Origin of the sequence: Algoriphagus iocasae, assembly GCF_014206875.1 — a bacterium.
In the GTDB taxonomy this organism is placed as follows: domain Bacteria; phylum Bacteroidota; class Bacteroidia; order Cytophagales; family Cyclobacteriaceae; genus Algoriphagus; species Algoriphagus iocasae.
In genome coordinates, this window is record NZ_JACIJO010000003.1 from 827,166 (window position 1) to 846,677 (window position 19,512).

The 19,512-nt window shown below is 38.9% G+C and carries 16 protein-coding genes; 6 read left to right on the top strand and 10 right to left on the bottom strand.

The annotated features are described in order from the left end of the window. The first annotated feature begins 1,030 nt into the window (after positions 1 to 1,030). From FHS59_RS17690 to FHS59_RS17705, 4 genes are all read left to right on the top strand, one after another. Positions 1,031 to 1,426: a transposase gene (locus tag FHS59_RS17690; protein WP_184496697.1), complete on the top strand. Its 396-nt coding sequence runs from the start codon at positions 1,031 to 1,033 to the stop codon at positions 1,424 to 1,426. Then, positions 1,423 to 2,373, top strand: coding sequence for an IS3 family transposase (locus FHS59_RS17695; protein ID WP_184496698.1), 951 nt, complete (start codon positions 1,423 to 1,425; stop codon positions 2,371 to 2,373). Before FHS59_RS17690 ends, FHS59_RS17695 begins: the two co-directional genes overlap by 4 nt. A 194-nt stretch (positions 2,374 to 2,567) precedes the next feature. Then, positions 2,568 to 4,148: an NAD(P)/FAD-dependent oxidoreductase gene (locus FHS59_RS17700; protein WP_184496699.1), complete on the top strand. Its 1,581-nt coding sequence runs from the start codon at positions 2,568 to 2,570 to the stop codon at positions 4,146 to 4,148. A 72-nt stretch (positions 4,149 to 4,220) separates the two neighbouring features. Further along, positions 4,221 to 5,588, top strand: coding sequence for an exonuclease domain-containing protein (locus FHS59_RS17705; protein WP_184496700.1), 1,368 nt, complete (start codon positions 4,221 to 4,223; stop codon positions 5,586 to 5,588). Here the strand turns inward: FHS59_RS17705 and FHS59_RS17710 are convergent. Then, positions 5,577 to 6,140 (bottom strand): GNAT family N-acetyltransferase, encoded by a 564-nt coding sequence (locus FHS59_RS17710; RefSeq protein WP_184496701.1) that lies wholly within the window; start codon positions 6,138 to 6,140, stop codon positions 5,577 to 5,579. The two genes, FHS59_RS17705 and FHS59_RS17710, sit on opposite strands and share 12 nt — an antisense overlap. Further along, the gene (locus FHS59_RS17715; RefSeq protein WP_184496702.1) at positions 6,141 to 7,265 is read right to left on the bottom strand and encodes a pyridoxal phosphate-dependent aminotransferase; all 1,125 of its coding nucleotides are present in this window, start codon (positions 7,263 to 7,265) and stop codon (positions 6,141 to 6,143) included. 199 nt (positions 7,266 to 7,464) lie between these two features. Between FHS59_RS17715 and FHS59_RS17720 the strand changes: the two genes are divergently transcribed. Continuing rightward, positions 7,465 to 8,256: a hypothetical protein gene (locus FHS59_RS17720; protein WP_184496703.1), complete on the top strand. Its 792-nt coding sequence runs from the start codon at positions 7,465 to 7,467 to the stop codon at positions 8,254 to 8,256. A gap of 17 nt (positions 8,257 to 8,273) precedes the next feature. Here the strand turns inward: FHS59_RS17720 and FHS59_RS17725 are convergent, their stop codons facing one another. The 8 genes from FHS59_RS17725 to topA all read right to left on the bottom strand — a co-directional run bounded on the left by FHS59_RS17725 (position 8,274) and on the right by topA (position 18,384). Further along, positions 8,274 to 9,467, bottom strand: a complete 1,194-nt coding sequence (locus FHS59_RS17725) for an MFS transporter (protein WP_184496704.1) — start codon at positions 9,465 to 9,467, stop codon at positions 8,274 to 8,276. Continuing rightward, positions 9,464 to 10,486, bottom strand: coding sequence for an L-glyceraldehyde 3-phosphate reductase (gene mgrA / locus FHS59_RS17730; RefSeq protein WP_184496705.1), 1,023 nt, complete (start codon positions 10,484 to 10,486; stop codon positions 9,464 to 9,466). The genes FHS59_RS17725 and mgrA overlap by 4 nt, the downstream gene beginning before the upstream one ends. A gap of 26 nt (positions 10,487 to 10,512) precedes the next feature. Further along, entirely contained in the window at positions 10,513 to 11,847 is a 1,335-nt protein-coding gene (locus tag FHS59_RS17735; protein WP_184496706.1) for a YfcC family protein, read from the bottom strand. A gap of 4 nt (positions 11,848 to 11,851) precedes the next feature. Then, complete coding sequence (locus FHS59_RS17740; protein ID WP_184496707.1) at positions 11,852 to 12,973, bottom strand: serine hydrolase domain-containing protein; 1,122 nt, start codon at positions 12,971 to 12,973, stop codon at positions 11,852 to 11,854. Between the two features lie 85 nt (positions 12,974 to 13,058). Then, positions 13,059 to 13,991, bottom strand: a complete 933-nt coding sequence (locus tag FHS59_RS17745; protein ID WP_184496708.1) for a DUF5996 family protein — start codon at positions 13,989 to 13,991, stop codon at positions 13,059 to 13,061. Positions 13,992 to 14,036: 45 nt separating this feature from the next. Continuing rightward, positions 14,037 to 14,732: an SIR2 family NAD-dependent protein deacylase gene (locus tag FHS59_RS17750; RefSeq protein WP_184496709.1), complete on the bottom strand. Its 696-nt coding sequence runs from the start codon at positions 14,730 to 14,732 to the stop codon at positions 14,037 to 14,039. 62 nt (positions 14,733 to 14,794) lie between these two features. Further along, positions 14,795 to 16,033 (bottom strand): carboxypeptidase-like regulatory domain-containing protein, encoded by a 1,239-nt coding sequence (locus tag FHS59_RS17755; protein WP_184496710.1) that lies wholly within the window; start codon positions 16,031 to 16,033, stop codon positions 14,795 to 14,797. Positions 16,034 to 16,059: 26 nt separating this feature from the next. Next, positions 16,060 to 18,384: a type I DNA topoisomerase gene (gene topA / locus FHS59_RS17760; RefSeq protein WP_184496711.1), complete on the bottom strand. Its 2,325-nt coding sequence runs from the start codon at positions 18,382 to 18,384 to the stop codon at positions 16,060 to 16,062. A 155-nt stretch (positions 18,385 to 18,539) separates the two neighbouring features. Between topA and FHS59_RS17765 the strand changes: the two genes are divergently transcribed. Then, positions 18,540 to 19,007: a SixA phosphatase family protein gene (locus tag FHS59_RS17765; protein WP_184496712.1), complete on the top strand. Its 468-nt coding sequence runs from the start codon at positions 18,540 to 18,542 to the stop codon at positions 19,005 to 19,007. Positions 19,008 to 19,512: the final 505 nt, after the last annotated feature.

Consider the following 19,512-nt stretch of genomic DNA (forward strand, 5'->3'; position numbering starts at 1 on the left):
TCGATTTTCTTCCCATCAGTAACGATTCCGAAGGGGGAATGGATCCGTTTCCAACTACTCACTTCTGTCTCATTATCCTGCTTCTCCAGAAGCTGAACTATGCAGCGTTTATCCACATCTTGCTGGCGTAATACTTTCGTCTTCGAATTACGATCCCGGGCCAGCGCTTTGGAAATAATATTATTTCTTTATCGGGCATTTCAGCCATCTTACCTCAGGCTTTCATACCCTTCTACCAAACTTTGACCCCTACAGGGTCTTTTTATTTTTTAATCTCTAATTCTAAATTGAAATAACCTCCAACCTCTTGCTTCCTCTTTAAACTTTAAACTACTATTTCTTTTAGACTTCTGATTTCAGACTTCTGATTTCCATTCCCTTTTCTTTTTTCTTAAGAAGCTGGACTGCCCAGCGTTCATCCACATCTTGCTGGCGTTTGATTTTCGTCTTTGAATGATGATCCCGGGCCAGCGCTTTGGAAATAATATTATTTCTTTACCGGGCATTTCAGCCATCTTACCTCAGGCTTTCATACCCTTCTACCAAACTTTGACCCCTACAGGGTCTTTTTATTTTTTAATCTCTAATTCTAAATTGAAATAACCTCCAACCTCTTGCTTCCTCTTTAAACTTTAAACTACTATTTCTTTTAGACTTCTGATTTCAGACTTCTGATTTCCATTCCCTTTTCTTTTTTCTTAAGAAGCTGGACTGCCCAGCGTTCATCCACATCTTGCTGGCGTAATACTTTCGTCTTCGAATTACGATCCCGGGCCAGCGCTGGTAGACGATTATATCATTAGACCTAGTGTTGAAAACCTTGGCTATTGAAATATTTGATCTCACTGGAGTATTTTTAATTTCTAATTCTAAATTTTTAATTAGATCCAACCTCCAACCTCTTGCTTCCTCTTTAAACTTTAAACTTTCCACTTTAAACTTTTGACCTTCGCCTTCTGTCTCTTCAAACATCCGAAGTACAGACTGTCATTCTCTGATATAGGTTGACCGTTTTAAAGCTACTTTAAAAATGTTAAAAACCGGAAAAAGGATCAATGCTTATCGGAAGTATTCTGAAGATTTCAAGCGTAAATTAGTTGAGGAATATGAAAGAGGGGGCATGTCCGTTCTTCAAATGCAGCGCCTCTATGGGGTTTGCAATGCACTTATTTACAAGTGGATTTATAAATACTCCACTTACAACGAGAAAAATATTAGAATCGTGGAGATGAAAGACAGTCAAAGCAACCGGGTAAAAGAATTGGAAGAGAAGGTCAAGGCTCTGGAACGGACCGTTGGACAGAAGCAGATCATGATCGATTATCTGGAGAAGATGATTGATGTGGCCAAAGAGACCTATTCGATCGACATCAAAAAAAACTCCAACACCCCACCCTCTGGTGGTTCCAAGCCAACAGGGAAATGATTGGCTATTCCCTCAATGAACTCTATCGGACAGTTGGTGTAAGCAAGCAGTCGGTACAGCAAGCTAAAAAGCGACAGGACTCCTTCGACCGGGAGTTGGCTGAACTGATTGTTTTAGCCGACCAGCTCAAAGAAGAACATCCAGGGTGTGGGGTTGAAAAGATGTATTATGCGCTAAGACCGAGTTTAATGGGAAGGGATAAGTTCTGTGAGCTTTTTCTGGAACTGGGCTATGGGGTCAAGCGTGTGAGGAATTACCACAGAACTACTTTCAGCAGTGGGATATACTATCCTAATATCATTGAAGGAATGTGTGTCAGGAGGCCTTTTCAGGTGATCCAGAGCGATATCACTTACTTCCACCTTCATGGCGAGCATTATTATCTGGTGTTTATCATTGATGTCTATACCAGATTGATTGTCGGATATGCAGTAAGCGATCACCTGCGTACAGAGGCGAATATCAGGGCATTGGAGATGGCATTTCAGATCATGGACAGTGAACCATGGAGTACGATCCACCATTCAGATCGAGGATCTCAGTATGGAAGCCATACCTATACGCAGCTGTTGACTGGTCAAAAGATCCACATCAGTATGGGATTGGTGGCCTGGGAAAACCCATATGCAGAACGTATCAATGGAATCATCAAAAACGAATACCTGAAAGGGTGGGTAGTTCGGGATTATAAAGACCTAAAAATAAAAGTGGCAAAAGCGGTCAACCATTACAATGAAAAAAGACCTCACCGAGCTTTTAAAATGAAATCTACTCCAATGGGGTTTTACAAAAAACTAATAGATTTACCGACCCAAGAAAGACCGACGGTGAATATTTATACCGAAGGAAGAAAAAACTTCTTAGGGATATCGATCCCCCAAGAAGTTTACCCAAGAGAAGAACCTCTGGCTCATAATTGCCCGATGGAAATAATTAATGAATGTTGAACCAAACGGTCAACGCTATTTAGGGAAGTACAAAGTACAGACATCCTAAATCATATATCTAATATCATACATCTTAAATCCTTTCAGCTTTCTCACTTCAGACTTTAGACTTTCTTGCTCACAGCCAACTGGCAAACCCAATCTTCCAAATTCCTTCCTATCTTTGTAGAATATTTAAGGATAAACACCTTACTATGAAGAAAGAATTTCAACTCCAACTCAGCCCTGAAGAGGCTTATAATCCAGTTATTTTTCAAGAGACCTTGCTAAAAAAAGCAGGTTTACCATTGGATTCCAAAGATGTAATTGCAAGGCAACTAAAACGGTCTATTGATGCCAGAGGCCGACAAGTAAAAGTTAATATTCAAGCAGAGCTTTTTGTAAAAGAAAAGCCAACTCCTCTGATCGAGCATATTGATCACTATCAAAATGTGACAAATGCAGATCCCATCATTATTGTTGGGGCTGGGCCTGCTGGTCTTTTTGCTGCTTTAAGGGCAATAGAATTAGGCGTAAAGCCCATTATTTTGGAAAGAGGGAAGGATGTAAGGGCTAGGAGGAGAGATTTAGCGGCCATTACCAAAGATCATATAGTCAATCCTGATTCGAATTATTGTTTTGGAGAGGGGGGAGCAGGAACCTATTCTGATGGGAAGCTTTACACTCGGTCAAAGAAAAGGGGAGATATTCGAAGAATCATGGAAATTCTTGTTGCCCATGGTGCAACAGAAGAGATTTTGGTAGATGCTCATCCTCATATTGGGACAAATAAGCTTCCGAAATTAGTGGCCGATTTGAGGAACTCAATACTTGAAGCAGGTGGTGAAATCCATTTTGATTGCAGGGTGGATGATTTAACAATTGAGGGGGATGAAATCAAAGGCGTAGTCACCCAAGATGGAGAGAAGATCAAGGGATTGGGAGTGATTTTGGCAACTGGACATTCCGCTAGAGATATTTTCCATTTGTTGCACGAAAAGAAGGTGTTAATCGAGGCAAAGCCATTTGCATTTGGAGTAAGGATTGAGCATTCTCAAAATCTGATCGATCGAATTCAATATCACTGTGCAGTAGATCGAGGAGAATACCTTCCTGCATCTGCTTATTCTTTGGTGACGCAAACCCAGTATCAAGGAAAGCAAAGGGGTGTTTTTAGCTTTTGCATGTGTCCTGGAGGGTACATTGTGCCTGCAGCTACTTCTCCCGGCGAATTGGTAGTAAATGGGATGAGTCCGAGCAGGAGGGACAGTAAATATGCCAATTCAGGAATCGTTGTCTCTGTGGAATTGGAGGATTTGCCGAATTATCAAAAATTTGGTCCATTAGCAGCAATGCATTTTCAGGCAGATATAGAAAAAAAAGCCTGGAAAATGGGTGGTGAAACTCAGGTTGCCCCAGCTCAACGAATGGTCGATTTTGTCAATAAAAGAGTAAGCAGTTCGCTTTTAGATACATCCTATCAACCCGGTTTAGTCTCAGTAGAAATGCGAGAAGTGTTGCCGGATTTTATTTCTCAAAGACTTGCAATTGCATTCAAAGCCTTTGGAGGAAAAATGAAAGGCTATTTCACTAATGATTCCCAATTAATCGGTGTAGAAAGTAGAACTTCTTCTCCTGTAAGAATTCCCAGAGATAGGGAAAGTTTTGAACATGTAGCCTTAAAAAGGCTATATCCTTGCGGGGAAGGTGCAGGATATGCTGGAGGCATCGTTTCCGCAGCTATGGATGGTGAAAGATGTGCAGAGAAGTTGATCGCCGCTTATGTTCATAAGTAATAGTTACTTATCCATTCCAGTCAATTCCTGACAATTCCCTTTTAAGAGGGAATCAAATGCTTAATTTGCTTCATGGAATACGCAATCGTAGATATTGAAACCACAGGAGGTGCAGCATATAATTGTGGCATTACTGAAATTGCGATTCTAATTCATGATGGGGAAAAGGTGGTTGAAGAGTTTGAGTCTTTAATTGATCCCGAGCAACATATTCCCACTTACATTACCGGACTGACGGGGATTGATAACTCCATGGTGGAAGGAGCGCCTACTTTTGATGAACTATCAGATCGACTTTGGGAGCTTTTAGATGGTAGGATCTTTGTCGCTCACTCAGTTAATTTTGATTATGGCTTTGTCAAAGAATGTTTTAAAAGATCCGGAAGGAACTTTAAAGCGGACAAGCTTTGTACAGTTAGATTGGCTCGTAAAATCATTCCTGGATTAAGTTCTTACAGTTTAGGCAGGATTTGCGAAACTAGAAATATCCCAATCCTAGCCAGACACCGGGCGATGGGAGATGCTAGAGCCACAGCGATTTTATTTGATCAAATGATCAAAGATAAGCCTGAGATAATCTATTCATCTTTGAAAAAGAATAGTGGTGAGGCCTTCTTACCACCCAATTTTTCACTCCTTAAGTTTCGAAAGATCCCCGAAAAATGTGGTGTTTATTACATGCTCAACGAACGAGGCAAAGTCATTTACGTTGGCAAAGCAATTAACATCAAAGAGCGCTTTAAAAATCATTTTTCGGGAAATTTACTCCCTGGACTGAAGCAAAAATTGAAAACAGAAGTGGTGGATTTGAAATGGGAAATCACTGGTTCTGAAATGATGGCTTTGCTTTTGGAAGCTTTGGAAATCAAAAGATTATGGCCGATTTATAATTCTGCATTGAAGTTACCAAAAGCAATGTGGGGATTGTTTCATTACGAGGATAATTCAGGATATTCTAGATTTCAAATTGCAAAAGTCACTAAGCATTTAAAGCCTTTGGAATCCTTCTTTTCTTCCGAAGAAGCGACTGCTTTTTTGAAGGAGGGTATCAAAAATTTTGATCTTTGCCCCAGATTGTGTGGCTTGAGAAAAGCTCCCTGTGTGGAAGGGGAGTTGTTAAGTTGCCAAGGAACTTGTTCTTCTTCTTTGAGCCCAAAAGAATACAATGATAATGCATCTCTCTTCGTCAATAGAGTTAAGGAAAGCCAACAGGAAATCCTATTGACACTTCCAGGAAGGCAAGAAAAGGAAATAACGGCTTGTGTTTTTGAAAGAGGAATACTCAATAAATTTGGATATTTTGAACAAGATTCGGATCTGGATTTTATGCTTGAAAACATGAAGTCAGTTCCTTCCATTCCCGAAACCTATTACATTTTAAGGCAGTTTTTACCTCATTTATCAGCTGATCAAATCCAGGTTTTAAAATCAGTTTCCTGATTTTTTCTCTTTAATTTTCTCCCATTCCTCAGGTAAAACACTGTAATAAATAGTGTCTCTTCTTCTCCCTTTTACCATCAGAGTATGGCTTCTTAAAACCCCTTCCTCAACTGCTCCCAATTTCAAAAGTGCTTTTCTCGCTGGGAGATTTAACACATCTGTTTTAATCTCCACACGCATAAGCTTTAAACTTTCGAAGCAATGTTCAAGCATTAAATATTTCATTTCCTGATTGATACCAGTGCCTTGAAATTCCTTCCCAAGCCAAGTCCAACCAATTTCTAATCGCTGATCTCTTGGAGAAAAACTTCCAAATGCCGTGGATCCAGCTACTTTGCCAGAAGTTTTATCAACTACTGTAAATTGTATTCTCTGATGTGCCAAAGCTGGAATGACCCAGTCTGAAAACCCTTCCTCCGTACTTAGGTCAAAAGTAAACCAAGTCCACATGTCTGGATCATTACAGAGTGGTTTTAGACTGGAAAAGTCTTGCTCCGAAATGGGACGAAGCAAGACTTTTTCATTTTCTAAAATGAGAACTTTTTGAATCATTTATCCTAATACTTCCTTGATAGCTTGATTGTATAATTGCACTTCCTCAATGGTTCCTGTAGAAATTCTACACCAATCATTTAATGGAGGAAATGGCCTTCCGATAATGAAACCTTTGTTGGCCATTTGCTTATTTAGTTCCACAATATCCTTTCCTGTATGGAAGAAAACAAAATTCGTATGAGACTCCAGGTAAGGAAGTTTCAATTCATCCAGAGTGGAGATGATCATGGATTTAGCTTCTTTGGCTTTGTTGACTGAGAAGTTGTAAAAATCCTGATCCTGCAATGCAGCTTTCCCGGCTTCTATTGCCATGATATTGGTGTTGGCAACCACTCTTTCAGTAAGTTTAGCTGCGAGTTCCGGCTTGGCAATTAAGTATCCCAAACGGATACCTGCCAGACCATAGACTTTTGAAAAAGTCTTGGAAACGATAACATTCTTACCCTCTTTGACTAATTCCACCATAGAAGGATAATTGGGTTCGGTGATATAATCGTAGTATGCCTCATCGGAAAATACGATTGCTTTTTTGCTGAGCGAATCACAAAAGTCTCTTACTTGAGCAGCGGGAAGAAGTTTTCCTGTTGGGTTGTTTGGGTTACATAGAAATACCAGCTTGGTCTTTGGAGAAACCCTTTTTTCAATTTCTTCCAGATCAAAATCATGGTCTTTGGTTAATGGAACCCAGTTAATGGAGGTACCCCAAAGTTCTGCATAATCCATCATTGCCAAGAAAGTAGGAGCGCATGAGATCAACTCACCACCTTGACCAAAAGTCAGACCGGTAATTTTCAAACCTTCTGTGGATCCGGCCACCATTACAATATGATCCACCGGAACGCCTTCTTTGGCAGCAATCATCTTAACCAAATCGGAATTGTAGCTCCATGGATAGCGACATCCCAGATCAAAGTTATCCCTCATTGCTTTTCTGACTAGCTCAGAAGGGCCATATGGATTTTCATTTGAACCTAAGCGAATCGGGCCATCCAAAGGACGGGGATTATACTTTTTTAATTCCTCCGCAGAAAGGGAATTACTGAATCCTGTGCTTCCAAGCAGTGCTATACTACTGCCAAGAGTGGCTCTTTTTAGCCAAGATCTTCTTGATAATCCTGTCATTTTATTTCTGGTTTATTTGTTAAAATCTTAAATAATCAACTTTCCTTTAAAAATATTACATTTTCTCTGTCACTTTATTAAAATTAGATTTTTATCGAAAAAAACCAAGAAAATAAAATATTCTCTCTTATATAAGGAAATCAACAAAATTATTTTTTAAATTAAAGGAAAGCACACTTTACCCTTAACCCAAAATAACATGAAAAAGATTTTAATATTCCTGATTTTTGGCTTGCTGATGGCAAGTAGTATTAAGGCCCAGCAATCCGAATATATGGTATTCGATTTTATCAAAGTTGAAAATGATCAAATCTTTGATTACATCGAATTTAAGGATTTAATGGAGAAGGTTTATCGTCAGGCTTTGAACGATAAGAAAATCAAAGGCTGGGATTTTTGGTCTTTGCAATCCGGAGCAGATCAAACTGCTTTTCAATATATCATGATCACTTATTATGATGATCCTGTCAAAATGATGAACGGGATGGATGAGTCAACTTTGATGGATTACACCAAAATTGCTTATCCTCATTTAAGTGATGCCCAAGTGGCAAACATGTTTGCGAATGCCCTGGCGATCAAAGACACACCCATGAGATTGTATATGAAGGAAATTGTCTCTACCGATGATAATTTTCAGATGAAGCCTGGCGTTCTGGCATCTTTTGATTTGATGAAGGCCTATGAAGGTAAATTTGATCAGTATGAAAATGCCGAAATGGAAGTTTTCAGACCTATTCACCAAAATCGAATTGAGCAGGGAATGATGGGACATTGGAGCTTCCTGAGAACTGCTTTGCCTTTAGGCTCTGAAGCAAAATCCACTCATTTGACAATGAACATGTTTAAAGATTATATGCAGTTCTTTAATGCTCAGGCATATGAAGATTTAAATCAAACTGCAGAGCAACAAAAAGCTGTCAATGAAGGTTTAAATTCAAGAGATCAGAAATGGGTGTATTTAGCCACTCTAGAAAATGTAGTGAGATAGTCCGGTTTGACATTTCGCTAAGAGGCTTCAGTTTGAGGCCTCTTTTTTTTTGCAAAAAATCTGAAAAGATAAATTCCTATCATCGGTCCAATAACCAATAAGGCCATTACCTTGTCAATGGTCAAATACTGTAATAGAAACTGGCCAAATTGAATGCTGATGATGCTGATTCCAAAACCCATACTATTTACAAGTGTCATAGCCGTTCCCTTAAATTCTGAAGGAACTGATTGTGAAACCAAAGTTGAAAACTGGGGTGAATCTGCAGTGACCAAAATTCCCCAACAAAGTAAAAAGAGGATCCATAAGGCAGCTGGTAGAACCTGAGCAAAAAGTAATAAGATGCAACAAAGTCCTGATCCAACTAATGCTACCAAAGCCACTTTACTACTTCCTTTTTTTTGTGAGATAAATCCTCCAACAGCACATGAAACTCCACCTATCGCTATGACTGAGAAGGAGATCAATGAAATTGTAGATTGAGTAAAACTTCCTTCTGAAAGAAATAAAATAATCATGGGCACAAAAGCCCAAAATGTATACAGTTCCCACATATGGCCAAAGTATCCAGATGCAGCACTTTTTAAAGCATTTATTTTACTTAACCGAGGTAGAAGACTGATGTCAAATTTTGGGTTTGCTTTTCTGAATGGTCCATCAGGCACGAAAAATCCTACCACTGATCCACCAATAATTGCCAAACCTGAAGTGATCAAGAAGATAAGTTTCCATGAAATGTCTAAGCCCATACCTTTGAGTAAATGAGGGAAAGCAGTGCCGAGAACTAGAGCCCCAACTAAATATCCTAATGCTGCTCCTAATCCTTTTTCGAAATAATCAGCAGCGATTTTCATTCCCACGGGGTAAATGCCTGCCAGGAAGAATCCCACCAAAAATCGGCAGGTTAAAATAAATGGAAGTTCAAAGGGTAAAACTACTACCAGGATATTCGCAGCAGCTGCTAAAAGAGCACTGAAGAAAAATACTTCACCGGGTGCAAATCGATCCGGAATAGAAAATAAGGCATAAATGAAAGTGCCGATGATAAATCCTAATTGAACAGCAGAGGTAATAGAGGCTATTAGGCTATTTCCGCCTAATATAGAGCTGATCTCAGGAGCAGCTGCATTTCCAGCAAACCAAAGAGAAGTGCCCAGAAATTGAGCTATTACTATCAAAATCAGGGCACTTCTGCTGGAAATCATTTTCATGAAGCTCCAATAATAGATTTTATTTGTTCTACTTCAGCTTTACCAAATTCGGTATTCGCGATTGCAGCAACATTATCATCCAATTGTTCTGGTTTGGAAACACCCACCAATACTGAAGTGATTCTTGGATCTTTCAAAAGCCAAGCAATTGCCATTTGAGCAAGAGTTTGGTTTCTGGTTTTGGCGATATCATTCAGCTTTTTGATCATTTCGATTTTTTCTCCTGAAATCTGCTCTGCTTTTAAATAGCGACCATCTTTTGCTGCTCGGGAGTCTTCTGGAATTCCTTTTAGGTATTTGTCCGTCAGCATTCCTTGCTCCAACGGAGAAAATGCAATGCTTCCCACACCTTTTTCGCCGATAGCATCCAAAAGACCATTTTCTACCCATCGATCCAGCATGCTATATCGCGGTTGATGAATCAATAGGGGAGTTCCCATGCTTTTCAGAATGTCATAAGCTTTGATGGTGTCTTCCGCGCTGTATTGAGAAATTCCTACATATAGAGCTTTTCCTTGTCTCACAATTTGATCCAGAGCTCCCATTGTTTCTTCCAAAGGAGTTTCAGGATCTGGTCTATGATGATAAAAGATGTCCACATATTCCAAGCCCATTCTTTTTAGACTTTGGTCAAGGCTTGCTACCAGATATTTTTTTGAACCATAATTTCCATAAGGTCCCGGCCACATGTCCCAACCAGCTTTTGAAGAGATCAATAATTCATCACGATAGGATTTGAAATCCTTTTCAAAGATTCTTCCAAAATTCTCTTCAGCGGCACCATATGGAGGTCCATAATTATTAGCCAAATCGAAATGGGTAATTCCTAAATCAAAGGCTCTTCTTAGGATCTTGCGACCCAAGGTAAAATCGGAGTTATGTCCGAAGTTATGCCAAAGACCCAAACTGATTTCTGGTAATTTCAATCCGCTATTCCCGCATTTTCTAAATTTCATTCGATCATACCTCTCGGATTCAGCATGATAGGGCAATAATGGATTGTGATCGTTGATATGCATAGGTTTTGTTTTTGGGTAATGAGAGTTTAAGAATAATAAAGAATGCCTAAAATAACAGAAATCAATGCTAAAAGCATGATCAAAAGCATGCTTTTCCAGATATAAGAAACCCAGTTTTTATAGTTGACACTGGCTGCCGCCAATACTGCCATCATTCCACCATTGGTTGGAGTCAGGATATCCATATAACCTGCTCCAAACTGATAAGTCATCACAGCAATAAACCTGGACAAACCCAAAAGGTCTGCTAAAGGGGCTGCAAGAGGCATGGTAAGCACTGCGTGTCCGGAAGTACTGGGAACAGGAATATGTATGATTGACTGAGTAAAGAGCATGCCTACAGCTGCCAAACCTCCAGGTAGAGTATTTAATGGCTCAAACATACTTTGGATGATAGGATCAATGACTGAAGAATTTTCCAATATGATAAAAATACTCCTGGCAAGCCCTACAATTACTCCAGCAAAAATCATTTCCCCAAAGCCTTCAGTATATGCCTTTGCTGTTCCGTTAATTCCTAATTTTCCTATGATTCCGCAGGTCATTCCTACCACGAAAAACAGAGCCGACATTTGATTATAAGACCAATCATATTGCAATATTCCCCAGCCCATAGAAATGATGGCCAAGGACATCAGTAATAAGATTACTTTATTTCGGATGGTGATTTCCACAGGTTTAAAATCCAAATGAAGTGTTTGATCTGTTTTTAATTTTCCTTGTCGCACATGGTAAAAGATCCAGACATTGATGATCACAAGAGCTATTCCCATCCGAAACCAAAAGCCATTGCTTAAGTCCAATTCTGAGATTTTTAAAGCGATTAACGCACCAAAAGGATTAATAGGTGAGACTGAAGCCCCAACAATGCAAGCCCCAAGGCTGAGCGCGATCATTGCGCGGATATCGTAGTGTAGTTTTTTGGATAGTAATACCAAAATCGGAACCATGGCGATGATTTCTTCCTGCATTGCCATGGTTGCGCCACAAAGCGCAAAAGTATATCCGAGTATAAAAAGTAAGAGGGTTTGTTGCTTTCGAAATGTATAGATCAAAGCTTCAATTCCTACCTGAAGAGCTCCTGTTTTTTCAATAACGTAAAAAGCTCCCCCAATCAATAGAATTAATGCCAATATCTCTCCTCCCATGACAATTCCTTCAGGAATGGACAGTAGAACTTCGTTGATACTCGCATTTTTATCTTCAACTTCATGGAAACTTCCCGCTATTACCACTTCACGACCAGTTTCCTCATTCAGTTCTCGATTGTATTCACCAGACTGAATAAAATAGGTGGAAACCCCAGAGATAATGATGAAAATCAACAAAATTATCAGTGGGTGTGGAAATGACTTTTTCATGTTTTTAATTTTTTGGGGATAAAACTTGTAAAACCTGAGAACTGATGTTCTTTCTAAAATCCTTCTTATCTCTGGCATTGACGAGAAGAATAAGGCCGGTTTTGGTTTCGGGAGAAAAAATTAATAGTGAACTGTAGCCTGCTTGACCTCCAAAATGCCCAATCCAGGTTTGTTCATTCATTGAGATTTCCTGAAAGCCTAAAGGAACTGAAGTATCCATCCTACTTAGCCATTCCAACTCGGTTTGGAAAATTCCCATTTTACCTCTGGAAAGATGTATTAAAAATAAATTGAAATCTCTGACTGAGCTGATAAGGCCGGAGGATGGGGAAGGGACAATTCTAAAAGATAAGCGTCTGGGTTCTATTCTTTTCCAAACGAATGTTTCCTGATATCCTGTCATTGAATTGGAATCATCAGGCCATTGGGTGGCAAAAAAAGACTGCTGCATTCCAGCAGGCAGAAGTACATTCTCTTTTAAATATTCCTCAAAAGGAAGTCCTGAATTTTCCTGAATTAAGTAACCTAATACATCAAAATTCAGGTCAGAATATTCTTTTGACAAAGAGTCGGGTTTTTGGTAGTTGGATCGCCATAAGTCTTCACCAAATTCCTTTAGTTTCTCTTCTTTTTTGAAGGAAAAAATACGCTTGATAATTCCTGGATCTTTCAATCCAGTCTGGTGTAAGAGAAAGTCAGAGATCTTCAATTGTTCCAATTCAGATTCGGGATCGGCGGTAATTTTTACCATGTTCAGTAAATCCTGAGGAACAATACCCTTTGAAGACCAGTAGTGGGCTGCCGCAAGACTTGTGAAAAGTTTGGAAATAGAGGCGCTGGGGAATTTACTATCAATGGAAAATGAATCTGCCGGATTTAGACTCTGGAAACCGAAACTTTTTTGATAGACGATTTTACCATCTTTTACGACTCCCAAAGCCAATCCAGGCAGGGTGTACTCTATGATTGATTTTAGGAGAATGGAATCGATTTTATCCTGGACAGTTTCTGTTTTTTTTAGGGAGGAGATTTTAAGCTTTGGGAAGCTTCTCCACCAATCGAGGATTAAAAAAAGGATAAACCAAGTGGCTAGAACTGCTATTAGAATTTTGAACTTTTTATTCATTTCAGTTCCAGCTTGATCATAGTTTATTTTTATTCTTCCAAATTAATGCCCCATTTCAATTCATATAATCTGATCCTATTTTGAATTATTTTTCAAAATGAGTGAAATCACAATCCAGACTTTCTCTGTCCCAATTGGAAACGTGGCTGCCGGCATCATAACTACTCTGAAGGAAAGCCATTAAAGTTTCTGAAGGATTGGAGGATTTTTGAACATCCTCATAATTCAGCATAAACTCGCCCATGTCTTTATTCCAATAGGCCGAATCGGGAGAAATCTTTTGGTTTTGAAAATCCGGATGATTAGGATAGCAATAGGAATAAAATACTGGAGTAGGGAATGCTTCGCTTCCTGGCCAAAATCCAAAACTGCATACTTCATGAGAATATGCTTCTTGCATGACAGCAAGGGGCATGTTTGGAAGTTCTCCTTGAAATTCCGGCGCTTTTCTGCCTGAGAATCTGGTATAAGCTAAATCAAAGGATCCCCAAAAAAAGTGAATTGGGCTTTGTTTTCCTGTGAATTTCCCTTTGAACTTCAGAAACACATTCTGGATCTGTACCAAAGTCTTCCAGAAGTTTTGGGCCTGGTTTGCCTGATATGGAATTCGCTTGCTGTTTTTAGCAAAAGGAATGGCTCCTGCAATTTCATTTGGTTTGCCATGGATTTTCACATCTATTCCCAAGAATTTCAGCTTCTCCATCAGCATTTCATAAAAGCTGGCAACTGTTTGACCACCCAGAGGAAATCGATCCCGGGTTCCAGAGCTAGTTTTTATTTTAAGTTCATGGTGAATAAAATCAAACATGATTTCAAATACTCCATTTTCGTAGGGAATATTTCCTGTGGTCAGTCCTTGATGATCTACATATAGTGAAACATGCCAGGAATGATTTTGCCAAGGAGACTTTTTAAGCCTGACTTTCCCTACGATCTGAGTCCAAAGATGTAGGAGTGAGATTGTATCCTTACAATCTTCATATTTAAAAATTGGCCAATTTGACTTTTTCGATGCCATGGTAAAAATTCTTGTTCTAAGTGGGGTGGTTTATAAACGCAACCGCTAATATTCTTCTAAAATAACATTTTCTAAAAGCTTCAATCCATCACTTGCCTTTTTTTCTATGCAAATCATGTCTTTTGATAAATTGAACTTTGGAATACTTACGTCAATTAAAAATTTTTTAGCCTTTTTCGGTACAAAATCCACAATACTGGCTGCTGGATAAACTTGCATGGAAGTTCCAATTACCAAAAAGAAATCTGCTTTTGCAGCTTCAGCAATTGCCTCTTCCATTTTAGGAACTTGCTCTCCAAACCAAACAATATGCGGTCTTAATTGACTGCCCAATTCACAGAGATCGCCTTCTTTGATCTCCCAACCATCAATCGGGTAGACCAAGTTGGGATTTTTGCTGCTTTGGGATTTGCTTAATTCTCCATGTAGATGAATCACTTGACTTGAACCCGCACGCTCATGAAGATCATCTACATTCTGCGTGATGATGATGACCTCCAGTTGATTTTCTAATCTTGCCAGGATTTTATGGGCCTCATTGGGTTCGCATTCCTGAGCTTGTTTGCGTCTTTGATTATAAAAGTCCTGTACCAAAGACCTATTCCTCCTCCAGCCTTCAGGAGAGGCCACTTCCATGATGTCATGATTTTCCCAAAGCCCATTGCTGTCCCTGAAAGTTTTGATTCCGCTTTCCTGCGAAATTCCAGCTCCGGATAAGACGACTAATTTCTTTTTAGGCATGATGCAAATTTCATATGAAAGTAAAATTCCAAACCTTTTTTGGAATTCAAAAAGTTGAAAGACTATTTTCCAATAACTGGCAGATAATCATAGGGCATTAGATCACCAACTCTTTCCCAAGCCATATAATCTTCCACCAAAATACCCAAAGGATCTTCAAAACTGCCTGAAAAGAATATTTCTACCCCTTCTTTCACCACCTTGATTTTAGAGATCTGGTTAGAGTTTTTATATGAACCTGCAGGAGAGCCAGGATATTCTCTCTCCATAGGTTCCTTGGTATAAGAAATATGAAGTTGGTCATCGGATTTTAGAAAAACCCGTCCATTTTCAGTATTCCTCTCCAATAATACTTCAGGATCAATTTCATTTTGATCTAAAATCACTACTGAATCAGGGAGAGTGGACTTGGATAAAACGTTAATCTGTATGCTATCTCTTAATTCAAAGGATTTACTGGATTTAAAAATCTGTTTTGCCTCCTCCATTTGTGGTTTGGTGGGTTTTTCCGGATTTGGAATCCTCTTCATCCTTCTGATAATATAGCCTTCGTCTTTGCTGTTTCCTACATAAACACTATGGATAAAGTGCTGCAAACTGCCATTGTAGGCTGATTCTCTGTTCTTTTCTATCTTTTTTGCTTTGGCAGTTCCTACATCTTCATAAGGGATGAATAGGGGATATCCCTTATATAAAATGGTGCCTTCCTTGAAATTATATTGGAACTGAACCAATAAGAATTCCACAGAATATCCAAGATTTGGGTTCTCAAGTTGTAACGCTTCTTTGGCACTTACCTGAAGGATATCCGAATTGGATTCCCGATCCAGGATTAGGTCTTTTTCATTTTTTAAAATGACTGAACGGCCATTTTTTGTGGTTCCAAAAAAGTAGGTTTTAAAAGTTTCAAGATTTCTATACCAAACCGGATCTCGTTCTTCTTCCACATCGATTTCCTCTAATTCCTGATCGGAAGCTACAAGTTGAATCTGAAAACCTTTGGCAGGAAGTTGATTGGTATTAATTGCAAATGTGACTGATTCGTATCCAAGCATTCGGACGAGGACATTATAACTTCCGTCTGGGACAGATAGGCTAAAACTCCCATTTTCATCTGCTGTTATCCCCAAAGTGGTATTGGTTAGAAAAATACTTGCATATGGGACAGGTACTTCAGTTCCATATTCCAAAACTCTTCCCTTTAAAGTGTTTTGGGCGAAAGATTGCTTTGGTGGAGAGAAAATAAAAAAAGCCAAAATCAAAGGAAATAAAATTGATTTTGGCCTTAATAATAGAATCATAAATAAGTTTTTAGACGGTTGAAGTCTTAACTTTTCTTCTTAGCAAAACGTCCTTTCTTTTTAGGTTCAGGCTGATTTTCGATGATATGAATGGTTTCTTCATAAGTCAAATCTTCCGCCACCTTGTCTTTAGGGATTTTGTAATTGTTCTTACCCATTTTGATGTAAGGTCCCCATCTTCCATTCAATACCTGGATTTCAGGATTCTCATCAAAAGACTTGATATGTTTTTTGGCGTCAGCTTCTCTTTTGTCTTTGATCAGTTGAATTGCTTCCTCTTCATTGATGCTCAAAGGATCCTGCTCTTTTCCTAAAGAGAAAAACGCACCGTCATGACGAATATATGGTCCAAATCTTCCGATTGCAGCTACCATTTTTTTATCCTCAAACATTCCCACATCACGCGGCAATTTGAATAGTTCAAGTGCATCTTCTAGCGTGATGTTTTCGATGAATTGCCCTTTTTTCAGGCTAGCAAATTGCTTTTCTTCATCTTCAGAATCTCCTATTTGTACCAAAGGCCCAAATCTACCAAGTCTTGCAGTTACCGGTTTTCCATTAGTAGGATGAGTGCCTATTAATCTGCTTGTATTGATATCCTGACGAGAAACTTGCTCGGTGGTTTCAACATTCTTATGGAAGTTGCCATAGAACGAATCAATCATATCCTGCCAAACTTGACCACCCGAGGCGATATCATCAAATTCTTTTTCTACCCTTGCTGTAAAGCTGAAATCAATCACATTAGGGAAGTGCTCCACCAAGAAATCGTTTACAACCATTGCGATATTGGTAGGGAATAGCTTTTGCTTTTCCGCACCGGTAATTTCGGTTTTCGTTTCGTCTTTGAAAGCCCCTTTTGAAATCGACATTTCAATGTAATTTCTAGGCGTCCCATCTCTTGATTCCTTAATTACATATTCTCTTTTCTGGATGGTGGAAATGGTCGGAGCATAAGTAGAAGGTCTTCCTATTCCCAATTCTTCCAATTTTTTCACCAAAGAGGCTTCAGTATATCTTGGTGCAGGTCTGGTGAATGTTTCCTTTCCAGTCATTTGCTGCAATGCCAAATCCTGTCCAACTTCCAATGGAGGTAGTAAGGACTTGTTTGCATTGTCATCATCTTCCGGTTCATCATCGGTGTCTTCCAGATAAACTTTCAGAAATCCATCGAATTTGATGATTTCGCCAGTTGCAACTAGGTTGAGATCCGAATTAGAGATGTCAATTGTGATGGTAGTCTTTTCCAGTTGAGCATCTGCCATTTGAGAAGCAATTGCTCTCTTCCAGATCAAATCATAAAGCCTTTGCTCATTTCTATCTCCGCTAATCTGATTTACAGAGAAATCTGTTGGTCGGATAGCTTCGTGAGCCTCCTGAGCACCTTCTGATTTGGTTGCGTATTTTCTGGACTTGTGGTAATTATCTCCATATGCATCATGAATTGCATTTTTGGCCGAATTCATAGCATCTTCTGATAGGTTGACACTATCAGTACGCATATAAGTAATCTTACCAGCTTCATACAACTTTTGGGCAACGGACATGGTCTGTGCCACAGAGAAGTATAATTTTCTACTGGCTTCCTGCTGAAGGGTGGAAGTAGTAAAAGGTGCTGCTGGAGATTTTTTCCCAGGCTTTTTTTCCAGGTTTCCTACTGAAAACTCTGCGTTCAAACAGGATTTCAGGAATTCCTCAGCTTCAGTTTTGGTTTCGAATCGCTTTGGAAGTTCGGCTTTGAAAGTTTTACCTGAGACTTCAAAGATTGCAGAAATCCTAAAGCTGGATTTGGAATTGAAATGCTCGATTTCTCTTTCTCTATCCACAATCAAACGAACAGCTACCGACTGAACTCTACCGGCAGAAAGTCCTGTTTTGATTTTTTTCCAAAGGATAGGTGAAAGCTCAAAGCCCACCAGTCTATCCAGGATTCTTCTGGCTTGCTGGGCATTGACTAAATCAATGTCAATTCCACGAGGATTTTCGATTGCTTTAGTAATCGCATTTTTGGTGATTTCACGAAAGACAATTCTTTTGGTCTGCTCATCTTTGAGTTTAAGAACTTCTTTTAAATGCCAAGAAATGGCTTCTCCCTCGCGGTCATCATCACTTGCCAGGAATACCATTTCTGAGTCCTTCACAAGTGATTTGAGGTTTTTGATCACCTCTTTTTTATCTGCTGTAACCTCATAGGTTGGTGCAAAGCGGTTTTTAATATCGATTGCTTTATCTCCTTTAGGGAGATCTCTCACATGCCCATAGCTGGAAACAACCTTATAATCCTTACCAAGATATCCTTCAATGGTTTTGGCTTTGGCTGGGGACTCGACAATGACAAGGTTTTTCGACATAAAAATTGATTTTATTTTGGGCGCTTATGCCCGATTTGGATTGCTAAAAATAGAGGGCATAGTTTTTTGTTCCAAATAAATAAAAAATATGAGTGGACAATTGGAGGGGTTTTTGAGGAATATCAAGCTAGTTTATCACGTCTAATTCGATCTATATGAAGCGTTTATTTTTACTCAGACATGGCGAAGCAGGATTTTCTGAAGGAACAGATTTTCAAAGACAATTAACCGCAAAAGGGAAGGAAAACCTCAAAAGACTGGGCGAGGAGCTAAAAAACCGTGATTTGGTAATTGATGTGATGTACTGTTCCTCCGCAGAAAGGACCATGGAAACGGCAACAATCCTTCAATCTTATATTCAAATTGAAACAGAGTTTTTTTTAAAAGAAATCTATGAAGGAAATCTTCAGACTCTTTTAAAAATACTTGAAAATTGTCCTTCTCATGCTGATTCCTGTCTGATTGTAGGTCATAATCCAATTCTGAGTTTGTTAGTTTCTCATATTTCTGGAGAGAATTATATCAATATGAGACCAGGAATGATGGCTTGTATTGATATGGAAGTCAGTGAATGGAAAATGGTTGGTTTAAACACCGGTACTCTAAAAGAAGTGCTTCAATAAATCAATAATAGTCCACTGACGATAGTCCACTGTCCAAAGCATGTTGAAATTTACTTCAAACGCATTTTTCTTAGGCTACTGGTAAGAAAACGGATATTTAAAATATTTTTTTAGTGAAATCCCAAAAAGATCGGAGCATTCTCTAAAGTCTGTCAATTGTTAGCCGAGGCAGAGGCCCGAGTGAAGTCAGATAGATAGAAGGCTTCATATAGCTAATGAAATTACATTTCGACTTACTACCAAGGGGGTAGGCAAGCGTTCAATTTAACAAAAAACGTTTTGCGATAGCCTCCATTTATTTTAGAAATGATTTTTTGTGATCTAATAGAGGAGCAGGTTTTAAGTAATTCCGTTACTTTTTAAATCAATATTCCTCATGATTTCAATGATTTGTAGCTTTCTGCCTTTTATATCAACCACTTATTTAATTTTTAAAATAATAATGATCAAATGTGATTTCTTTTTAAACCTAATTTCTATAAATTGACAGAAAATTAAAGGATAT

Coding starts and splice junctions, on each gene's coding strand:
- FHS59_RS17690 (WP_184496697.1), top strand. CDS start 1,031: ATGTTAAAAACCGGAAAAAGGATCAATGCTTATCGGAAGTATTCTGAA.
- FHS59_RS17695 (WP_184496698.1), top strand. CDS start 1,423: ATGATTGGCTATTCCCTCAATGAACTCTATCGGACAGTTGGTGTAAGC.
- FHS59_RS17700 (WP_184496699.1), top strand. CDS start 2,568: ATGAAGAAAGAATTTCAACTCCAACTCAGCCCTGAAGAGGCTTATAAT.
- FHS59_RS17705 (WP_184496700.1), top strand. CDS start 4,221: ATGGAATACGCAATCGTAGATATTGAAACCACAGGAGGTGCAGCATAT.
- FHS59_RS17710 (WP_184496701.1), bottom strand. CDS start 6,140: ATGATTCAAAAAGTTCTCATTTTAGAAAATGAAAAAGTCTTGCTTCGT.
- FHS59_RS17715 (WP_184496702.1), bottom strand. CDS start 7,265: ATGACAGGATTATCAAGAAGATCTTGGCTAAAAAGAGCCACTCTTGGC.
- FHS59_RS17720 (WP_184496703.1), top strand. CDS start 7,465: ATGAAAAAGATTTTAATATTCCTGATTTTTGGCTTGCTGATGGCAAGT.
- FHS59_RS17725 (WP_184496704.1), bottom strand. CDS start 9,467: ATGAAAATGATTTCCAGCAGAAGTGCCCTGATTTTGATAGTAATAGCT.
- mgrA (WP_184496705.1), bottom strand. CDS start 10,486: ATGCATATCAACGATCACAATCCATTATTGCCCTATCATGCTGAATCC.
- FHS59_RS17735 (WP_184496706.1), bottom strand. CDS start 11,847: ATGAAAAAGTCATTTCCACACCCACTGATAATTTTGTTGATTTTCATC.
- FHS59_RS17740 (WP_184496707.1), bottom strand. CDS start 12,973: ATGAATAAAAAGTTCAAAATTCTAATAGCAGTTCTAGCCACTTGGTTT.
- FHS59_RS17745 (WP_184496708.1), bottom strand. CDS start 13,991: ATGGCATCGAAAAAGTCAAATTGGCCAATTTTTAAATATGAAGATTGT.
- FHS59_RS17750 (WP_184496709.1), bottom strand. CDS start 14,732: ATGCCTAAAAAGAAATTAGTCGTCTTATCCGGAGCTGGAATTTCGCAG.
- FHS59_RS17755 (WP_184496710.1), bottom strand. CDS start 16,033: ATGATTCTATTATTAAGGCCAAAATCAATTTTATTTCCTTTGATTTTG.
- topA (WP_184496711.1), bottom strand. CDS start 18,384: ATGTCGAAAAACCTTGTCATTGTCGAGTCCCCAGCCAAAGCCAAAACC.
- FHS59_RS17765 (WP_184496712.1), top strand. CDS start 18,540: ATGAAGCGTTTATTTTTACTCAGACATGGCGAAGCAGGATTTTCTGAA.